This window comes from Oerskovia flava, from assembly GCF_026163685.1.
GTDB lineage: Bacteria > Actinomycetota > Actinomycetes > Actinomycetales > Cellulomonadaceae > Oerskovia_A > Oerskovia_A flava.
In genome coordinates this window covers 13720-32858 of record NZ_JAOXSR010000011.1, presented here as the reverse complement: position 1 = coordinate 32858, position 19139 = coordinate 13720, and the positions used below count along the sequence as shown (strand labels likewise).

General features: G+C 73.4%; 20 protein-coding genes. 1 reads left to right on the top strand and 19 read right to left on the bottom strand.

The window, feature by feature from the left end:
* Positions 1–76: 76 nt before the first annotated feature.
* The 10 genes from OHL10_RS16130 to rpsB all read right to left on the bottom strand — a co-directional run bounded on the left by OHL10_RS16130 (position 77) and on the right by rpsB (position 10096).
* A complete protein-coding gene (locus tag OHL10_RS16130) occupies positions 77–1372 on the bottom strand; it encodes a YihY/virulence factor BrkB family protein (protein WP_265523257.1) in 1296 nt (431 codons plus the stop codon).
* 9 nt (positions 1373–1381) lie between these two features.
* Positions 1382–2695: a M50 family metallopeptidase gene (locus OHL10_RS16125; RefSeq protein ID WP_265523256.1), complete on the bottom strand. Its 1314-nt coding sequence runs from the start codon at positions 2693–2695 to the stop codon at positions 1382–1384.
* A 100-nt stretch (positions 2696–2795) separates the two neighbouring features.
* Complete coding sequence (dxr, locus tag OHL10_RS16120; protein WP_265523386.1) at positions 2796–3977, bottom strand: 1-deoxy-D-xylulose-5-phosphate reductoisomerase; 1182 nt, start codon at positions 3975–3977, stop codon at positions 2796–2798.
* A gap of 31 nt (positions 3978–4008) precedes the next feature.
* Positions 4009–4560 carry a DivIVA domain-containing protein gene (locus tag OHL10_RS16115; protein ID WP_265523255.1) on the bottom strand — a complete coding sequence of 184 codons (552 nt, stop codon included), beginning with the start codon at positions 4558–4560 and terminating at the stop codon, positions 4009–4011.
* Entirely contained in the window at positions 4557–5693 is a 1137-nt protein-coding gene (rlmN, locus tag OHL10_RS16110; RefSeq protein ID WP_265523254.1) for a dual-specificity RNA methyltransferase RlmN, read from the bottom strand. Before rlmN ends, OHL10_RS16115 begins: the two co-directional genes overlap by 4 nt.
* Before the next feature lie 87 nt (positions 5694–5780).
* Positions 5781–6635 (bottom strand): phosphatidate cytidylyltransferase, encoded by an 855-nt coding sequence (locus tag OHL10_RS16105; protein ID WP_265523253.1) that lies wholly within the window; start codon positions 6633–6635, stop codon positions 5781–5783.
* Entirely contained in the window at positions 6635–7192 is a 558-nt protein-coding gene (gene frr, locus OHL10_RS16100) for a ribosome recycling factor (RefSeq protein WP_265523252.1), read from the bottom strand. The genes OHL10_RS16105 and frr overlap by 1 nt, the downstream gene beginning before the upstream one ends.
* A gap of 69 nt (positions 7193–7261) precedes the next feature.
* Positions 7262–7999 (bottom strand): UMP kinase, encoded by a 738-nt coding sequence (gene pyrH / locus OHL10_RS16095; RefSeq protein WP_265523251.1) that lies wholly within the window; start codon positions 7997–7999, stop codon positions 7262–7264.
* A gap of 123 nt (positions 8000–8122) precedes the next feature.
* The gene (gene tsf, locus OHL10_RS16090) at positions 8123–8962 is read right to left on the bottom strand and encodes a translation elongation factor Ts (RefSeq protein ID WP_265523250.1); all 840 of its coding nucleotides are present in this window, start codon (positions 8960–8962) and stop codon (positions 8123–8125) included.
* Positions 8963–9100: 138 nt separating this feature from the next.
* Positions 9101–10096, bottom strand: a complete 996-nt coding sequence (rpsB, locus tag OHL10_RS16085; protein WP_265523249.1) for a 30S ribosomal protein S2 — start codon at positions 10094–10096, stop codon at positions 9101–9103.
* Positions 10097–10644: 548 nt separating this feature from the next.
* Between rpsB and OHL10_RS16080 the strand changes: the two genes are divergently transcribed.
* The gene (locus tag OHL10_RS16080; protein ID WP_265523248.1) at positions 10645–11163 is read left to right on the top strand and encodes a murein hydrolase activator EnvC family protein; all 519 of its coding nucleotides are present in this window, start codon (positions 10645–10647) and stop codon (positions 11161–11163) included.
* A 2-nt stretch (positions 11164–11165) separates the two neighbouring features.
* Here OHL10_RS16080 and OHL10_RS16075 read toward each other — a convergent pair whose 3' ends face one another.
* From OHL10_RS16075 to trmD, 9 genes are all read right to left on the bottom strand, one after another.
* The gene (locus OHL10_RS16075) at positions 11166–12233 is read right to left on the bottom strand and encodes a tyrosine recombinase XerC (protein ID WP_265523247.1); all 1068 of its coding nucleotides are present in this window, start codon (positions 12231–12233) and stop codon (positions 11166–11168) included.
* Between the two features lie 76 nt (positions 12234–12309).
* Positions 12310–13560 (bottom strand): DNA-processing protein DprA, encoded by a 1251-nt coding sequence (gene dprA / locus OHL10_RS16070; RefSeq protein WP_265523246.1) that lies wholly within the window; start codon positions 13558–13560, stop codon positions 12310–12312.
* A complete protein-coding gene (locus tag OHL10_RS16065) occupies positions 13553–15091 on the bottom strand; it encodes a YifB family Mg chelatase-like AAA ATPase (RefSeq protein WP_265523245.1) in 1539 nt (512 codons plus the stop codon). Before OHL10_RS16065 ends, dprA begins: the two co-directional genes overlap by 8 nt.
* Positions 15091–15447: a YraN family protein gene (locus OHL10_RS16060; protein WP_265523244.1), complete on the bottom strand. Its 357-nt coding sequence runs from the start codon at positions 15445–15447 to the stop codon at positions 15091–15093. Before OHL10_RS16060 ends, OHL10_RS16065 begins: the two co-directional genes overlap by 1 nt.
* 141 nt (positions 15448–15588) lie before the next feature.
* Complete coding sequence (locus OHL10_RS16055) at positions 15589–15888, bottom strand: DUF2469 domain-containing protein (protein ID WP_024840525.1); 300 nt, start codon at positions 15886–15888, stop codon at positions 15589–15591.
* A gap of 56 nt (positions 15889–15944) precedes the next feature.
* Entirely contained in the window at positions 15945–16775 is an 831-nt protein-coding gene (locus tag OHL10_RS16050; protein WP_265523243.1) for a ribonuclease HII, read from the bottom strand.
* A complete protein-coding gene (lepB, locus tag OHL10_RS16045; RefSeq protein WP_265523242.1) occupies positions 16772–17626 on the bottom strand; it encodes a signal peptidase I in 855 nt (284 codons plus the stop codon). Before lepB ends, OHL10_RS16050 begins: the two co-directional genes overlap by 4 nt.
* Positions 17627–17785: 159 nt before the next feature.
* Positions 17786–18145, bottom strand: coding sequence for a 50S ribosomal protein L19 (gene rplS, locus OHL10_RS16040; protein WP_265523241.1), 360 nt, complete (start codon positions 18143–18145; stop codon positions 17786–17788).
* 198 nt (positions 18146–18343) lie between these two features.
* Positions 18344–19138 carry a tRNA (guanosine(37)-N1)-methyltransferase TrmD gene (gene trmD, locus OHL10_RS16035; protein WP_265523240.1) on the bottom strand — a complete coding sequence of 265 codons (795 nt, stop codon included), beginning with the start codon at positions 19136–19138 and terminating at the stop codon, positions 18344–18346.
* Position 19139 lies beyond the last annotated feature (1 nt).

Sequence of the window (19139 nt, the reverse complement as noted above, 5' to 3'; positions counted from 1 at the left end):
ACTGATGGGTACGCTCACCGTCCTAGTATCCCCTGTCCGTGGGACTGCCCCGCACCGGCGCGGCGGGCGGGCCGGATCAGCCCGTCGAGGGGCCCGCCGGCGCGTCGTCGCGCGGTGCCACCTGAGCCCGCTCGTCGGCGTCCTGTCCCCGGAACCGGTCGAGCTCGGCGTTGAGGACGCCGCCCGCCAGGATGACGATGCTGCTCAACCAGAGCCAGAGCACCCCGGCGAGCACCGCGGCGAGCATCTGCCCGGCGACGCCGACCGCGCCGCCCGGTCGCGCGAGGTCCGGGGTGGTGGGACCGGCGAGCGTCAGATAGGCCTGGAACGCCAGCGCGACGGCGACGAGCCCGAGCATGCCGACGACCGCGCCGGGCAGGCACCGCCGCCAGGTCGTCGCGATGTTGGGCGCGAACCGGTACAGCAGCGTGAGGTAGGCGGTGCAGACGACCACGACGGTCGGCCAGCGCAACCACGTCCAGAGGACCTCGATGCTCGAGGTGGCCCCGAACCACGACGCGAGCTGGCGCTCGCCGCCGAGCAGCGGCCCGACCACCACCATGGCGAGCAGGACGAGGAGGGTCGCGACCGCGCCGAGCGAGAGCCCGAGCCCGAGCGCGTGCTGCGAGAGGAAGCCCCGGCGCTCGGGCACACGGTAGGCGTCGTCGAGCGCCCGCACCGCCGCGCGGAACATCCGGCTGGTCAGCCAGAGCGCGACGAGCACGCCACCGACCGCGACGCCCGTGCGCTCCTCGCGCAGCAGGCTCTCGATGAGCGGGGCCAGGACGTCGGCCGCCACCCGCTCGTCGAAGACCCCCGCCAACGTGTCGACGAGGGTCGCCTCGATGCGTGCGACGTCCTCCTCCCCGAGCGCTCGCTCGAGGAAGCCCAGACCGGCCCCGAGAGCGGACCCGAGCGGGACGAGCGAGATGAGGGCGTAGTACGACATCTCGGCCGCGAGGCCCGTGACCCGCACGTCGACGGACCGCCGGGCACCGCGGACGGTCAGGAGGAGCACCGGGTAGCCGGCGATCGTGACCGGGTGCGCACGGACGAAGGCGTCGATCCGCTCGCCGACCCCGGGCCGGTCGCCCGCACGCCCCGCACGCTGGTGCGCGCGTGAGCGGGCGGCCTCGTTGAGCCAGCGTCCCGCGTGCACCGCCAGGACCGCGCCGGCGGCCGCCGCGAGGAGCGTCAGGACCGGTCGGGCGGGGCCGCGGACCACGGCCATGACCACGAAGGCCGGGACGAGGGCTCCCGTCAGCGCCAGCAGGGTGGACGACGCGACCGCGAGCCCGTCCCGGACCAGCGCGGACCGGCGCAGCGCCACGGCGCACGCCAGGGCGACCGCGACGACCGCGAGCAGGAGCACGGGGTGTGCCTACCCGAGCGTCACGGGATTGGCGATGTCGTTCGCGATGAGCAGCACGCCCACCCCGATGAGGACGAAGAACATCACGTACGCCACGGGCATCATCCGTGCGACGTCCGCGGGGCCCGGGCGCGGGGCCCCCCGCAGCCGGGCCACCTGGCGCTTGGCACCCTCGTACAGCGCGTTGACGACGTGCCCGCCGTCGAGCGGCAGCACCGGGAGGAGGTTGAAGACGAAGAGGGCCACGTTGAGCGCCGCGAGGAGCAGGAGCATGGTGACGACCCGGTCCAGCACCGGGGAGTCACCCTGGGCCACGTCGACCGCGACCTGGCCCACCCCGACGACGCTCATCACCGAGTCCGCGCCCCGCTCGGCACCGGCCAGGGACTGCGCGGCCTCGACGACCCGCACGGGAAGGGTCACGATGATTCCCGCGGTGCCCGAGACCTGCTCCCACAACGCCTCGGTCGCGACCCCGAGCCCCGCCGACTGCCGCACGACGCTCGGGGAGAAGCCCGCGAAGCCGCCGGGCTGCGTCACCGGGTCGCCGGCGTCGTCGAGGACCGGGCTGCCGTTCGCGTCGAGGACCGGGCGCTCGATCTCGACGGGCGTGATCGTCAGCGCGAGGTCCTGGCCGTCGCGCTCCACGACGACCGGCGTCGGCGTTCCCGCCGCCGACTGGACGAGACCCACGAGCTGCGCCCATCCCGTGACCGTCTCACCGCCGAACGACACCACGGCGTCTCCCGGCTGCAGGCCTGCCTCCGCCGCGGGCGAGGCCGGGTCTCCGGCGGCGCACTCCTGCCCGGCCTCGGGCGACGTCGTCACGCAGGGCTGGACCGTCGCGACCGTCGTCGTCGCCGCGGGGAGCCCGATGCCGACGAAGACGACGAGCAGGAGCACCGCGGCGATGAGCAGGTTCATGAACGGACCGCCGAGCATCACGACGACCTTCTTGGGCGCGGAGAGGTGGTAGAACGCCCGGTGCTCCTCCCCCGGCCGGATCTCCTCGGTGCTCGCGGCGCGTGCGTCGGCGGCGACGGACGCGAAGAAGCCGCGACCGCCCGGCTCGTCCGGGCGGGCCGGCGGGAACATCCCCACCATCCGGACGTAGCCGCCGAGCGGGATCGCCTTGATGCCGTACTCGGTCTCACCCCGGGTCCGTGACCACAGCGTCGGGCCGAACCCGACCATGTACTGGCTGACCCGGACGCCGAACCGCTTGGCCGGGACCATGTGGCCGACCTCGTGCAGGGCGATCGACGCCAGCACGCCGACCACCACCACCGCGATCGCGATCACCGTGGTCAACACCCCGGTCATGGTCTCTCCGTTCTCCGCCCGTCGACGCCGTGGGCGCCCCGGGTCGAGGTCTGTGCGCTACCGGTGCTGTTCCTCATCGGCCTCGTCGGCCTCGACCGCCTCATCGGCGGGCGAGGACGTCGTGCGCCCGCTCACGTGCCCAGGTCTCAGCCTGCACCACGTCGTCCAACGTCACCGAGCCCGCGACGGTTCCCGCGTGCGCCTCCAGGACCTCCTCCACCGTGCGGACGATGTCGAGGAAGCCGATGCGGCCGTCGAGGAACGCCGCGACGCACTCCTCGTTCGCCGCGTTGTACACCGCCGGGTGCGTCGCGGAGGCTCGCACCGCCGCCCGGGCGAGCGAGACCGCGGGGAAGGTCGCCTCGTCGAGCGGCTCGAAGGTCCACGCGACCGACGCGGTCCAGTCGCACGGCGCCTGGACGGGGTCCAGCCGCTCGGGCCAGCTCAGGCCGAGCGCGATCGGCAGCCGCATGTCAGGTGGGGAGGCCTGGGCGATCGTCGAGCCGTCGACGAACTCGACCATCGAGTGCACCACCGACTGCGGGTGGACGACGACCGTGATGTCGTCGGCGGGGACGTCGAAGAGCAGGTGCGCCTCGATGAGCTCGAGCCCCTTGTTCATGAGCGTCGCCGAGTTCACCGTCACGACCGGACCCATGGACCACGTCGGGTGGGCGAGCGCCTGCTCGGCGGTGGCCGCCTTCACGGCGTCGTGCGCCCACCCGCGGAACGGCCCGCCCGATGCGGTCAGCACGAGCCGGCGCACCTCGTCTCGACGCCCCGCGCGCAGCGCCTGGGCCATCGCCGAGTGCTCCGAGTCGACCGGCACGATCTGGTCGGGTCGACGGCGAGCGGCCTTCACCAGCCCGCCCCCGACGACGAGCGACTCCTTGTTCGCCAGCGCGAGCGTCGAGCCGCCCCGCAGCGCGGCGAGGGTCGGCCCCAGGCCGACCGAGCCCGTGATCCCGTTGAGCACGACGTCGCTCCCCCGGCCCGCGACCTCGCTCGCCGCGTCGGGGCCGGCGAGGACCTCGACGTCGCGCGCACCGGCGGCGCCGAGCGCCGCCTCGAGCTCGGCGACACGGGACGCGTCGGCGACGGCGACCGTGCCGGCGCCCACCGCGACCGCCTGCCGGGCGAGCAGGGCGACGTCACCGCCGCCGGCGGACAGCGCCTCCACGCGGAAGCGGTCGGGGTGCCGGGAGATCACGTCGATCGCCTGGGTACCGATCGAGCCGGTGGAGCCGAGAAGGACGACGGAGCGGGAGGTCACGCTCCCCATCATCCCAGGCCCACGGCGGGGGCGACGACGGTCACTCGACGCCGAGCAGGACCTCGATGGCCCGTGCGAAGAACGCGTCGACCGGACCCTCCGCGTAGCCGTCGGCGCCACGCCGGCGCGTGAAGGTCGCCTCCCGCACCTCCGCTGCGCTCAGGGGGACCTGCCGGTCGAAGTACGCGACGAGCCGGTCGCACAGGTCGTCCACGTCGTCCACGTCGTAGGCCGGCTTGCCCCGCTCGGCCGGCGCGAACTTCTCGCCGTCGGGCCGCCCGAGGCGCCCGTACAGCGTGCGGGCGCGCTCCGCGAGCGCGTTCATCCAGGCCTGCTGCCCGTGCGCCGCGACGTACTCGGCCCGCTGGCGGGCGATGAACGCGCCCTCGAGCCGGTCGAGCGCTGCGTCGACCTCGCGGGTGTCGTACCCGCCACGGACCAGGTCGAACACCGACGTCTGGATGTCCGTGCTCGTCAGGCGCCCCTCGGCCCGACCCTCGTACACCTGGCGCGCGTGGTCGAAGAAGTCGTCCACCTCGTCCTGGTCGTACCCGTTGTGCACCTTCGAGACCGTGCCGAACAGCGAGCTCACTCGTCCTCCTCCGCAGCCAACTGCCCGCAGGCGCCGTCGATGTCGCTGCCGCGGGTGTCACGAATAGTGGTCGGAATCCCGTGCGCGCGCAAGCGGCTGACGAACTCGGCCTCGACCACGGGATCGCTCGCCGTCCAGATCGAGCCGGGTGTCGGGTTCAGCGGGATCGGGTTGACGTGCACCCAGCCGCGCCCCCGGGCGTTGAGCTTCTCGCCGAGCAGGTCCGCCCGCCACCCGTGGTCGTTCATGTCGCGGATGAGCGCGTACTCGATGCTCACGCGCCGACCCGTGACCTCGAAGTAGTGCCGCGCCGCGTCGAGCGTCTCGTCGACCGACCAGCGGGTGTTGATCGGCACGAGCTCGCTGCGCAGGTCGTCGTCGGGCGCGTGCAGCGACAGCGCCAGGGTCACCGGGATGCCCTCGCCCGCCAGCTTGTTCATCGCCGGCACCAGCCCGACCGTGGAGACGGTGATGTTGCGGGCCGACATCCCCAGGCCGTCCGGGGCGGGCGCCACGAGCTGGCGCACCGTGCCGATCACGGCCTTGTAGTTCGCGAGCGGCTCGCCCATGCCCATGAACACGAGGTTGTTGAGCCGGGTCGGACCGCCGGGGATCTCGCCGTCGGCGAGCGCCCGACCCGCCGAGCGGACCTGCTCGACGATCTCGGCCGTCGACAGGTTGCGGGTCAGGCCCAGCTGGCCCGTCGCGCAGAACGGGCACGCCATGCCGCACCCGGCCTGGCTCGACACGCACAGCGTCGTGCGGTGCGTGTACCGCATGAGCACGGACTCCACCTTCGCGCCGTCGAAGAGGTGCCACAGGGTCTTGACGGTCGTGCCGCCGTCGGCCTGCATCGTGCGCGCAGCAGTGAGCAGCGGCGGGAAGAGGTTCTCGACGAGGACGTCGCGGCTCGCCTTGGGCAGGTCCGTCATGGCCGCCGCGTCGTCCGTCAGGTGCGTGAAGTAGTGCGTGGCGAGCTGCTTCGCGCGGAACGGCTTCTCCCCGAGCCCGACCACCGCCTCCTGGCGTTCGGCCGGGCTGAGGTCCGCGAAATGGCGCGGCGGCTTGCCGCGGCGCGGCGGGGTCATGACCAGCGGCAGCGGCGTGGACTCGGCGGACGGGCGAACAGACATGGTGGGTCCAGGGTGTCGGGGTTCAGGACGAGCGGGTCCTCGGGCGGTGCCCGCAGACGCTTCGTGAGCGCCGACGGACCACCACGGTCAGGCGACCGCGGAGAGGAACAGGTAGACGAACGGGGCCGTCAGCAGCATGGAGTCGAGCCGGTCCAGGATGCCTCCGTGACCGGGGAGCAGCGAGCCCATGTCCTTCAATTCTAGGTCCCGCTTGATCATCGACTCCGCGAGGTCGCCCACGGTCGCCGTCAGCGGCGCGATCACACCGAGCGCCAGACCGAGCAGCGGGCTGGCGCCGAGGCCGTAGACCGCACCGACGACACCCACGGCCGTGGCGAGCACGAAGGACCCCGCGAGGCCCTCCCACGACTTCTTCGGGCTCACCGTGGGGGCGAGCGGGTGGCGACCGAAGAAGACGCCCGCGACATAGCCGCCGACGTCGTTGGCGACCGCGAGCAGGATGAACAGCAGGACCTTGATCCGGCCGTCCTCCTGCGCGAGCATCAGCATGACGAAGCCCGCCATGAAGGGTAGGTACGCCGCGGCGAACGTGCCCGCCGCGGCGTCCCGGACGGCCGGGACCCCCGAGCCGTCGATGACCCGCCACACCACGAGCCCCGCGACCGTGAGCATGAACGAGACGAACAGCGCCTCGGGCCCCGAGTAGTAGGACGAGACGAGGATTCCGACCGTGCCCACGAGCAACGGGAGGAGCGGGAGGTTGATGCCTCGCCGGCGCAGCGCCTGCGACAGCTCCCACAGCGCCGCCCCGACCGCGCACGTCGCGAGCAGCACGAACGGCTCCGGACGGAAGAAGAGCGACGCCCCCACGACCAGGAGCAGACCGACGCCGACGGCGACCGCGACCGGGAGGTTGCGGCCGGCACGCGGCTTCTTGCGGGCGAGCGCTCCAGTCGCCCCCGCATCGTCAGAGGCTGGCATCAGACCTCGAGGAGCTCGCTCTCCTTGCCGGCGAGCAGGGCGTCGATCACCTCGACGTGGCGCTTGGTGAGCGCCTCCAGCTCCTTCTCGGCGCGTGCGACCTCGTCCTCGCCCGCCTCACCGTCCTTGACGATGCGGTCGAGCTCTTCCTTGGCCCGACGCCGGACGTTGCGCACCGAGACCCGGGAGTCCTCCGCCTTCGACTTGGCGAGCTTGACGAAGTCGCGTCGACGCTCCTCGGTCAGGGTCGGGAGCACCACACGGATGACGTTGCCGTCGTTCGTCGGGTTCACGCCGAGGTCGGAGTCGCGCAGCGCGCGCTCGATCGCAGCCGTCGAGCTCTTGTCGAACGGCGTGAGGATGATCGTGCGTGCCTCGGGCGTCGTGAAGGACGCGAGCTGCTGCAGCGGCGTCGGAGCACCGTAGTAGTCCGCCGTGATCTTGTTGAACATCGCCGCGCTCGCGCGGCCCGTCCGGATCGTGGCGAAGTCCGCCTTGGCGACCTCGATCGCCTTGTCCATCTTCTCCTCGGCCTCGAGGAGGGTCTCGTCGATCACCAGTGCTCCTTCGTCGTTCGTCGGGGTGTTCCCGGTCGTGCAGGTCCGGACCCAGGGTTGGTCGCGGGATCAGCGCGTCGTGACCAGTGTGCCAATATTCTCGCCGACGAGTGCCCGGGTGACGTTCCCCGGCTCGCCCATGCCGAACACCCGCATGCGCACGTCGTTGTCCCGGCACAGGCTCAGCGCGGTGGCGTCCATGACGCCGAGGTCGCCCACGAGCGCGTCGGTGTAGGTGAGGTGGTCGAGCTTCACGGCGTCCGGGTCGGTGCGCGGGTCGGCGGAGTAGACCCCGTCGACGCCGTTCTTGCCCATGAGCACCTCGTGGCAGTGCGTCTCGAGAGCTCGCTGCACGGAAACCGTGTCGGTCGAGAAGTACGGCATGCCGGCACCCGCTCCGAAGATCACCACGCGCCCCTTCTCGAGGTGCCGGATCGCCCGCAGCGGGATGTACGGCTCGGCGACCTGGCCCATCGTGATGGCAGTCTGGACCCGGGTCGTGACACCGGCCTGCTCGAGGAAGTCCTGCAGGGCGAGGCAGTTCATCACGGTGCCCAGCATCCCCATGTAGTCGGCGCGCGCGCGGTCGAGGCCACGCTGGGAGAGCTCGGCGCCACGGAAGAAGTTGCCGCCGCCCACGACGATCGCGACCTGCACGCCGCTCTCGACGGCCGCGGCGATCTCCCGCGCGATCCGCTGCACGACGTCGGGCGCGAGGCCGATCTGGCCACCGCCGAACATCTCCCCCGAGAGCTTGAGGAGCACACGACGGGGTACGTCGTCCTGGAACTCGATGTTCTCGCCCACGATAGGGATCCACCGTCCTTCGTCGTCACCGCGCCCTGACGGGCCTGGGGTCGGGGCGCAGAGGTCGCCCCGGTGCGCGGTGGCCCGGCCCGCGACGCGGACCGGGCCACCGACGCGTGGTCGTCAGGCGCCGACGCGGAAGCGCACGAACTCGGTGACCGAGCCCCCTGCCTCGGCGAGCACCTGACCGACGGTCTTCTTCGGGTCCTTGGCCAGCGGCTGGTCGACGAGAACGACGTCCTTGAAGAAGCCGCCCAGGCGCCCCTCGATGATCTTCGGGAGCGCGGCCTCGGGCTTGCCCTCGTTGCGCGAGGTCTCCTCGGCGATACGGCGCTCGTTCTCGACCGTCTCGGCCGGGACCTCGTCGCGCGAGAGGTACGTGGGCGACATCGCGGCGACGTGCTGCGCGATGTCCTTCGCGACGGCCTCGCCCGCGGCGTCGGTCGCGACGACGACACCGATCGACGGCGGGAGGTCCCGGGCCGTGCGGTGCAGGTACGCGGTCACGCGCTCACCGGCGACGCGCTGCACGCGGCGCAGGACGATCTTCTCGCCCAGCGTCGCCGCGGTGTTGTCGATGACGGCCTGGACGGTCTCGCCGTCGGCGTCCGCGGCGAGCGCGGCGTCGGCGTCACGGGCACCGGCGGCGGCAGCGGCGTGGAGCACGCGGTCGGCGAGGTTGATGAAGGTCTCGTTCTTCGCGACGAAGTCGGTCTCCGAGTTGATCTCGATGATCGTGGCGGTCTGGCCGCCCTCCACGTCGTTGATCGCGACGGCCACGAGGCCCTCGGAGGTGGAGCGGCCCTCGCGCTTGGCGACGCCCTTGAGCCCCTTGACGCGGATGATCTCCAGCGCCTTGTCCGAGTCGCCGTTCGCCTCGTCGAGGGCCTTCTTGACGTCGAGCATGCCGGCGCCGGTGCGCTCGCGCAGCGCCTTGATGTCAGCAGCGGTGTAGTTCGCCATGGTGGTGTCCTTCTGGCTGGTGGTGTTCCCGGCGCGCACGCGGCACGGCCCGGGCAGGGCTTCGCCGGACGGTCCCGACGGGGAGACCGTCCGGCGTGGGTGCCGGCGGGCGTGCGCCCGCCGGCACCCGAGGCGCTGCTACTTGTCGCCCTCGGCGGGGGCCTCGGCGGGCTCGGCCTCGGCCGGTGCCTCAGCGGCGACCTCGGCCTCGGCAGCCGGCTCGACGACCTCGGTGGCGGCCTCAGGAGACGCCTCCGTGGCGGCCTCGGCAGCCGGAGCGGCGTCGGCGGCGGGCGCCTCCGCTGCCTCGGCACCGGCGGTCGCGTCGGCCGTGGCGCCGTCGGCCTCGAGCTGCTTCTCGGCACCGGCGAGGAGCTCGCGCTCCCACTCGGCGAGGGGCTCGGCGTCGGCGTCAGCACCGGTCTCGGCGCCGGAACGGCCCGAGTGGCGCTGCATCAGACCCTCTGCGGCGGCGTCCGCGATCACGCGCGTGAGCAGCGTGACCGAACGGATGGCGTCGTCGTTGCCCGGGATCTTGTAGTCCACGACGTCGGGGTCGCAGTTGGTGTCGAGGATCGCGACGATCGGGATGTGGAGCTTGCGCGCCTCGTCGACCGCGAGGTGCTCCTTGTTGGTGTCGACGATCCACACCGCGGAGGGGACCTTCGCCATGTCGCGGATGCCGCCGAGCGTGCGGGCGAGCTTGTCCTTCTCGCGGCGCAGGACGAGGAGCTCCTTCTTCGTCAGCGACGAGCCGGCGACGTCGTCGAAGTCGATCTCCTCGAGCTCCTTGAGGCGCTGGAGGCGCTTGTGCACCGTGGTGAAGTTGGTGAGCATGCCACCGAGCCAGCGGTGGTTCACGTAGGGCATGCCGACACGAGCGGCCTGCTCGGCGACGGGCTCCTGCGCCTGCTTCTTGGTGCCGACGAAGAGGATCGTGCCACCGTGGGCGACGGTCTCCTTGACGAACTCGTAGGCGCGGTCGATGTAGGACAGCGACTGCTGCAGGTCGACGATGTAGATGCCGTTGCGCTCCGTGAAGATGAACCGCTTCATCTTCGGGTTCCAACGGCGGGTCTGGTGTCCAAAGTGGACACCGCTCTCGAGGAGCTGGCGCATGGTCACGACGGCCATGACACGTCCTTTCAGGTGCGGGCCCGGGATCCACCCGGTGCACACGCACGTCTGGCGACCGGTCACTGGGTGCCCGGTCGCGGCTTTCGGTTGTCGGTGCGGGTCAGGTCGACCGTGCACCCCTGGCGTCACCCGGGCCTGCCCCGGTTCCGCGACCTGCGTGAGCAGGAGCGGGACCGGACCGCTGCCGGCGCCGGCCGCACCGTGCGGTCCGGTGTGCTGACCGGGACCGCTCGACGAGGACGTGACGCGCGATGTCGACCGGTCCCCGGGCGCCGTTCGGCCGCTCTCCGTGGCGTACCTCGGAGAGCAGAGTCAGGTGCTGGGAAGACGCCCCTGGAAGACCTTCCGAGGGCGCACGCCGATCGCGGCCATCAGTCTACCCGATCGGCCGGGCGCCCCTGCCCGGTGGTTCTCCGCGCGCTCCGGGCAGCGACGACGGTCGCGACAGGCGTGACGGTCGTGCACAGGTCACCGGCTGCACGACCTGTCCACAGACCATTGGCCCGGCGGCCCTCGGGCGCCACGCGACACGCGATCCTGACGGCATGGCCCTCGCTGTAGCGCTCGTGCACCTGCTCCTCGTGTCCCTGCTCGCACCGCTGCCCGCCGCGGGGGCCGACCCACCGGCCGGGCCGGCCGGCGGTGCCGCATGGGTGTTCCCCGTGGGCGGGTCGCCCGCACCACCGGTGCTCGCGCCGTTCGAGCCGCCAGCGCAGCAGTGGCTGGCCGGCCACCGCGGGGTGGACCTGGGTGCGGAGGTGGGCGACGTCGTCGTCTCCCCCGCCGACGGTGTGGTCACCTTCGCCGGGACGGTCGTCGACCGCGGGGTGCTCGTCGTCCTGCACGACGACGGCCTGCGCACCTCGCTCGAGCCCGTCACCGCGAGCGCCGCCCCCGGAGCACGGGTCGCGCGAGGGGCGGCGGTCGGGGTCGTGCAGGACGTTCCCGGCCACTGCGCGCCGAGAACCTGCCTGCACTGGGGAGTGCGCCGTGGGGAGACGTACCTCGACCCGCTGTCGTTCGTCACCGACCGGCCCCCGATCGTGCTGCTGCCGGACCGTTGACCTCAGGCGCGCGGGAACGCCTGCTCGAACGAGGCGCGCAGGCGCTCGGCGCTGACGTGCGTGTAGCGCTGGGTCGTCGACAGGGAGGCGTGCCCCAGCACCTCCTGGACGCTGCGCAGGTCGGACCCGCCCTCGAGCAGGTGCGTGGCGGCGCTGTGCCGCAGGTCGTGCGGCGCGACGTCCTCGACCTCTGCGAGCCGGGCGAGACCGTGCACAGCGGCCCTGACCTGGCGCTGGTCCCACCGGCCTCCGCGGTCCCCCACGAACATCGCCGGTCCGGTCGACGCCCGCACCAGTGCCGGCCTGCCCGCCGCGAGCCACCGCGCGACGGCGCGCGCCGCGGGCACACCGAACGGGACGACACGTTCGGTGTCGCCCTTGCCGATGACCCGCACCGTCCGTTCGGCGAGGTCGACGTCGTCCACGTCGATCCGCACGAGCTCGCCGACCCGCAGCCCCGACGCGTACAGGAGCTCCGCGGCGGTCCAGGCGCGCAGGTCGCCGGCGGTGCCGGCGACGGCCTGCTGCCGGGCCGTCTCCAGGAGCAGCGCCGCGGCGCCGACGCCCAGGACTGTCGGCAGGGCGCGGGCGACCTTCGGGCTCACGAGGCGCACCGCGGGGTCGGTGGGCACCTGCCCCGTCCGGCGTGCCCAGGCGAAGAAGGTCCGCGCCGCGGCGCCACGGCGCGCGATCGTCGTGCGCGCCAGGCCCGCCGCGGACTGGTCGGCGAGCCAGGCCCGCAGCTCGGGGAGGTCGATCCTGTGCAGGTCGACCTCCCGGGCCTCCCCCGGGTCACCGGTCGCTGCCTCGGCCGTCCCGCCCGCGGGCTCGCGCACCGACCCGGTCGCGAAGGCCAGCAGGTCCCGCACATCGCCCAGGTAGGCGCGTGCGGTGTGCTCGGAGACACCGCGCTGGATCCGCAGGTGCTCGTCGAAGTCCGCCAGCAACCGCTCGAGCGCGTCGCCGAGCGGCGCGACCCGTGGCACCTCGACCTGCACGTCGACCGGCGGTGCTCCCGGAACGGTGGGGGTCCTGCCGAGACCGTCGGTGTCGTGCGGTGCGTCGCGCATGGGGCCAGTCTCCCGCGGCCCGGCGCACCCCCGCGGGACCACGGGCGCCGTGTCGCGCCGCTCGACGACCGACGCGTCAGCGCACGGGAGGTCGGGCGCGCCGCCAGCCGTCCGCCACGCTCTCGGCGAGGCCCAGCAGCTCGAGGTTCCCGAGACCGCCGAGCGCCTCGGGCACGGAGACACCTGCCGCCCGCGCGACGGACTCCGCACGCGCCGTCGACCGCACCGGGAGCGCGTCCCACAGACGGGTGCCGAGGTCGTCGAGGTCGTCCTGGACGGCGTGCAGGGCCACGCGCGCCGGTGTCGCGTCGTCGCCGAGGTCACCGGCGAGCTCGGCGACCTCCGCCACGTCCGTGACGCAGACGGCCGCGGCGTCCCGCAGCAGACGATGGCACCCGCCGGACGCCATCGACGTGACCGGGCCGGGCACGGCCCCCACCGGCCGCAGGAGCGCTGCGGCCCGCGCCGCCGTGCTCAGCGAGCCCGAGCGCCACGCCGCCTCGACGACCACCGTCGAGCGGGTGAACGCGGCGATCAGCCGGTTGCGCTGGAGGAAGCGCACGCGGCTCGGCACCGAACCCGGGGGCACCTCGCTCACCACCGCACCGCCACGCTCGGTCATCGCACGTAGCAGGTCGGTGTTCCCCGCCGGGTAGAGCCGGTCCACCCCGCCGGCGAGGAACGCCACCGTGGACCCGCCGGCCGCGAGCGCCCCGCGGTGCACGGCCGCGTCGATGCCGTACGCACCACCGGAGACGACGGTGAACCCCCGGTCGGCGAGGCCGGCCGCGAGCTCGGTCGCGACCTGCGCGCCGTAGTCGGTGCAGGCGCGCGCCCCGACGAGCGCCACGGACCGGCTCGCCAACCGGTCGAGGGCGCTCTCGCCGCGCACCCACAGGCACACGGGCGCGCTCGCTCCGAGGTCGTCGAGCCCGGCGGGCCAGTCGTCGTCCGTGGGCAGGACGGCCCGGCCACCGAGCCGCTCGAGCACACGCAGCTCTCGACGCGGGTCGAGCCCGTCCAACCGCGGTGCCCACCGCGCGAGCGACCGGGCGAGGCGCGCGGCCGCCCGACGGTCGGGTGGAGGCCCTCCGCTCGGCGCGGACAGCGCGGCGACCGCCCGGCCGGACCCGGCCAGCTCGGCGGCGGCCGGGCGCGGTTGCCGGACGGCGTCGAGCATCCAGGCGAGGGCGTCGACGGCTCCCAGGTGCGCCAGCAGCGCACCGGCGACCTCGTCGCCGGGTTCGACGATCCTGCTCCATGCCGCGTGCGCGAGGAGCGGGTCGCTGACGTCGAACGGCAGCGGCGTACGGCGCGGCTCAGGCATGGTTCCCCCGGGTGCGCAGCGCGATGCCCTGGCCGACGTCGGCGCGATCGGGCGCGTCTCGTCCCGCCAGGTCGGCGACGGTCCACGCGAGCCGCAGGACGCGGTCGGCACCACGCAGCGAGAGCGTCCCGCGGTCGAGGGCGCGGTCCACGTCCTGCAGGAGGGACCGGCCCGGGCCCAGGCGGTCCCGCAGCCAGGTTCCCGGCACCTCGGCGTTCGTGCTCCACCCCGTGCCGGCCAGCCGGGCGGCGGCGGCCGCGCGGGCCGCGCGGACCCGGGCGGCCACGGTGGCGCTGGTCTCGACCGGCTCCGTGCGCGCACGGTCGACCCGCGTGACGGGCCGCACCTCGACCTGGACGTCGACCCGGTCGAGCAGCGGACCGGAGAGCCGCGCGAAGTAGCGGCGCCGCGCCAACGGGGTGCACGTGCAGTCGAGACCCTTGCCGACGGCACGCCCGCACGGGCAGGGGTTCGCCGCCAGGACGAGCTGGAACCGGGCCGGGAACCGCGCCGTGCCGGCAGCACGGTGGATCACCACCTCGCCGTGCTCGAGCGGCTGGCGCAACGTCTGCAGGACGCGGCTCGCGAACTCGGGTGCCTCGTCGAGGAAGAGGACACCATGATGGGCGCGGGACGCGGCGCCCGGTCGAGGAAGTCCGGAGCCGCCCCCGACGATCGACGCCGCCGTCGCCGTGTGATGGGGGTCCTCGAAGGGCGGGCGGCTCACGAGCCCACGTCCCGGGTCGAGGACGCCCGCCACCGAGTGCACCGCGGTCACCTCCACGGCCGCGGACTCCTCGAGGTCCGGCAGGATCCCGGGCAGCCGGGACGCGAGCATGGTCTTGCCCGCCCCCGGTGGGCCGACCATGAGCAGGTGGTGCCCGCCGGCCGCGGCCACCTCGAGCGCGTGCCGCGCCGGGGCCTGCCCGAGCACGTCGCGCAGGTCGCCCGCGCGCGGCACCGGAGCACCGGTCGTGATGCGCGGGATCGCGAGGCCACCGGTGGCCGGTTCCTCGAGGGCGGCGCCGTAGCGGTGCGCGACCTCCGCGAGGCTCACCGCCCCGACGACGCGCGCACCCGGCACCAGGCGGGCCTCGGCGGCGTCGGCCTCGGGGACCACCACGTCGCGGTAGCCCGCCGCCACGGCCGCCGCCACCGCGGGCAGCACACCGCGCACCGGCTGGAGGCGGCCGTCGAGCCCCAGCTCGCCGAGGTGCACCACGCTCGCGGCCTCGTCACCGGGGAGCGTGCCGGCACCGGCGAGCGTCGCCACCGCGATCGCGAGGTCGAACCCCGCACCGGACTTCGGCAGCGCCGCCGGTGAGAGGTTGACCGTGATCTTGCGCTGCGGCCACGTCAGCCCCGATGAGGCGACGGCCGCACGGACCCGGTCGCGCGCCTCGCTGAGGGCCGTGTCGGGAAGCCCCACGAGCACGAACCCCGGTACGGACGCGGCGAGGTGCGCCTGGACCTCCACGACGTGCCCGCTGAGCCCGACGAGGGCGACCGCCCTCGTCGTCCCGAGCCCCATCAGCTCACCCCGACGAGGTGCTCGACCTCGGCGGCCCCTGCACGCGGGACGACGATCGCGACGACGTCGACCCGGACCGACGCGACCCGGACGTCGTGCGACGACAGCCACTGGCCCGTCAGCCGTCGCAGCCGTGCGAGCTTCGCCGCCGTGACCGCCTCCGCCGGGTGACCGAACCCGGTCCCCCGGCGTGTCTTGACCTCCACGCTGACGAGCGTGGTGGCGTCGAGCGCGACGATGTCGAGCTCACCGCCCGTGCCACGCCAGTTGCGGTCCAGGACCTGCCACCCCGCGTCCAGCAGGTAGGCGGTCGCGACCTTCTCTCCGTATCGCCCGACGGCGTCCTTCGCTCCCATGGCTCACCTCCGCGGCCACCGTGTCGCACGGGAGCGGCGCGGGGCAGGGAGAGGTGGCGCGCCTGTGGAGGACGGCGCTCACGGCCGGGCTGTGCACACCTCGGAGCGCTGCACCGCCTCAAGGGGCGCGGGTGTGCGGTCTCAGAGCTGGAGCTCGGCCTTGGCCAGCTCCTCCACGTTCACGTCCTTGAAGGTCACGACACGCACGGACTTCACGAACCGTGCTGAGCGGTACACGTCCCACACCCAGGCGTCGGCGAGCCGCAGCTCGAAGTAGACCTCACCTGCCGCGGACCTCACCTGGAGGTCCACCTGGTTGGCCAGGTAGAAGCGGCGTTCGGTCTCGACCACGTAGGAGAACAGGCCCACCACGTCGCGGTACTCACGATAGAGGGCGAGCTCCATCTCGGTCTCGTAGTTCTCGAGGTCTTCGGCACTCACCCGACCATCATGGACCATCCGGGCAGGTCCCGCGTCGAGGGCCCTCGCCCCGCGCGTCAGGCGCCGGGGAGCAGCAGGTCCAGGTCCTGCGACCGGCCGGCGACGGCGGACCCGTCAGCAGCGGCGTCCTCGTCGGGGCCGGTCCCTTCCACGGCGCCGATGCGCTCCGGGAGCCGCCAGCTGCGGCGGTGCTGAGGGGTGGGCCCGAGGCGACGCAGTGCCACGACGTGGCCCGACGAGCCGTAGCCCTTGTTCTGGTCCCACCCGTACGCGGGGTACTGGCGGGCCATCCCCGTCATGAGCCCGTCCCGCTCGCACTTCGCCAGGACGCTCGCCGCAGCCACCGAGGCGCACTGCAGGTCGGCCTTGACGAGCGTGCGCACGGTGGGGTCGGGCAGGGGCCCGTCGTCGTCAGGGTCGAGGTCGTAGGCCTCGAAGAGGTCGACGGCGGTCGGGCGGCTCAACCAGTCGTGCTTGCCGTCCAGGAGCACGGTGTCCACGAGACCGATGCTGCGCCGCACCTGCGCGAGAGCGCGCCGTCCTGCCAGCCGCAGCGCGACGATGATGCCGTGCGCGTCGATCTCGGCCGGACCGGCGTGCCCGACCGCCCACGCGACGCACCAGGCGCGCGTCGGTTCCAGGAGATCCTCGCGCGCCTGCGCCGTGAGGAGCTTCGAGTCGGTCAGCCCGGGCGGGCACGGACGGGTCGAGAGGTCGACGACCGCCACCCCGACGCTCACCGGGCCGGCGAGGGAGCCGCGGCCCACCTCGTCCATGCCGGCGACGTACCGCACGCCCGAGCGCAGCAGCGCGCGCTCGTGCCGCAGGTCCGGACGGCGGGCGCGCGTCGCACCGCCGCGTGCGGCGGGGCGAGCACTCGCGGTCATGGCTCCGGGACCTCCGCGAAGACGTCGCCCGGGTTGCGCAGGAGCCCCGCGTCACCCAGCGGCCAGACCTTGACGAACGCCGTGCCCACCACGTTGTCGATCGGCACGAACCCGCCGCCGGGCTTGCCGGTGTTGTAGCGCGAGTCCGCCGACTGCTGCCGGTTGTCGCCGAGCACGAAGAGCATCCCGTCGGGGACGACCGTGTCGAACGGGTCCTGGCTCGGCAGCGACCCGGGCTTGATGTACGTCTCGGTGATCGGGACGTCGTTGACCGTGACGAGCCCGTCGTCGTCGCAGCACACGACGTGGTCGCCCGGCGTCCCGACCACGCGCTTGATGAGGTGCTCGCCCGTGTCCTGGGGCAGCAGCCCGACGAAGGTCAGGGCCGAGGTGACGGCGTTGCCGACCGGGCCACGGTCCGGTGCCTCGTACGGCGCCAGCCACTCCCCCGGGTCCTTGAACACCACCACGTCGCCCCGGTTCACGTCGAACGCCCCGGGCACGAGCCGCGACACCATCACGCGGTCACCGATCGTCAGGGTGTCCTGCATCGAGGCGCTGGGGATGAAGAAGGCCTGCACGAGGAACGTCTTGATGAGCAGGGACAGCACGAGCGCGCTGACCACGATGATCGCCGTCTCCCGCAGCAACGAGCCCTTGCGGCGCGGCTCGGGCGCCTCGTGCGGGTGCGCGGCTGCCTCCGACCCCTCGCCGTCCGTGGCCGCGGAGTCGTCGGCGGCATTCGCCGAGACTCCGGACGAGACCGGTGCGAAGTCCGGGCGGCTCGCCGCTCCGGACGGGCTCGCAGGCCCGGAGGGCCGCGGGCTCGTGGGCGGGGCGCTGTCGTTCACGCGATCACTGTGCCACCCTTCGCCCCCGGATGGAAACGGAACCTCGGCGCGCTCCTGGCGCCCCGCGGCGCACGAACGCCGACGGGCGACCACCCGCAGGTGGTCGCCCGTCGGCGCGTTCACGGTCACGGCAGGCAGGGCCTGGCCGCCGCCGCGTGACTACTTCGAGGGAGCGCTCTGGCGCTTCTCCTTGATCTTGGCCTTCTTGCCGCGCAGGCTGCGCAGGTAGTACAGCTTGGCCCGACGCACGTCACCGCGGGTGACGACCTCGACCGAGTCGATGCTCGGGGAGTGCACCGGGAAGGTCCGCTCGACGCCGACGCCGAAGCTGATCTTGCGGATCGTGAAGGTCTCGCGGATGCCGCCGCCCTGGCGGGCGATGACGACACCCTGGAACGCCTGGATGCGCGAGCGGTTGCCCTCGACGACCTTGACGTTGACCTTGAGCGTGTCTCCGGCGCGGAAGTCCGGGATGTCGTCCCGCAGCGATGCTGCGTCGACGCTGTCCAGCGTGTGCATGGTTCTCTCCTCGCCCTGCCACAGGTCAGAAGCGCTCTCGAGGCCCGCGCAGGCGCGGGCCGGGTTCGTCTCGAGGTGCGGGGCGCATGATGTCGGTCTCGCACCACGCCCGAGGGCGTCGTGCGGAGGAACTCCCCTGTGGCAGAGGACCTGACCGGCGCACACCGACGGCCTATTCTGCCACACGCCGACGGGCCGTCACCTCTCGTCGGTGGCGGACGGCTCGAGCCGACCGTCCTGCGGCACCCAGCCCACCTCCGCGAGGAGGGCGAGGTCGTGGCGGTCCAGCGCCGCGACGTCGAGCGCCGCCACCATGTCGGGCCGGCGCGCGGCCGTGCGGCGCAGCGCCTGGTCCCGGCGCCAGCGCTCGATGCGCGCGTGGTGCCCCGACAGGAGCACCTCCGGGACGTCGAGGTCGGCCCAGCGGGGCGGCTTGGTGTACACCGGGTACTCGAGGAGCCCTGCCGCGCCGTGCGACTCCTCCACGAGCGAGGCCGGGTTGCCGACCACTCCCGGCAGCAGCCGCGCGACGGCCTCGACGAGGACCAGCGCCGCGACCTCGCCACCGTTGAGCACGTAGTCGCCGATCGAGACCTCGCTCACCCGGTGCCCGCTCGCCCGGTAGTGCTCGGCCACCCGGGCGTCGATCCCCTCGTACCGCCCGCAGGCCACGACGAGGTGGTCCTCCTCGGCCAGCGCCTCGGCAGTCCGCTGCGTGAAGGTCGTGCCCGACGGCGTGGGCACCAGCAGGTGCGCCGCCTCCTCGGTCGGCAGCACCTCGTCGATGGCCCGGCCCCACACATCCGGGCGCATGACCATGCCCGCGCCTCCGCCGAACGGGGTGTCGTCGACGGTGCGGTGCCGGTCGGTCGTCCAGTCCCGCAGGTCGTGGACGCGCAGGTCCAGCAGACCCGAGGTGCGCGCCTTGCCGACGAGCGACAGGTCGAGCGGGGCGAGGTACTCGGGGAAGATCGAGACGACGTCGATCCGCACG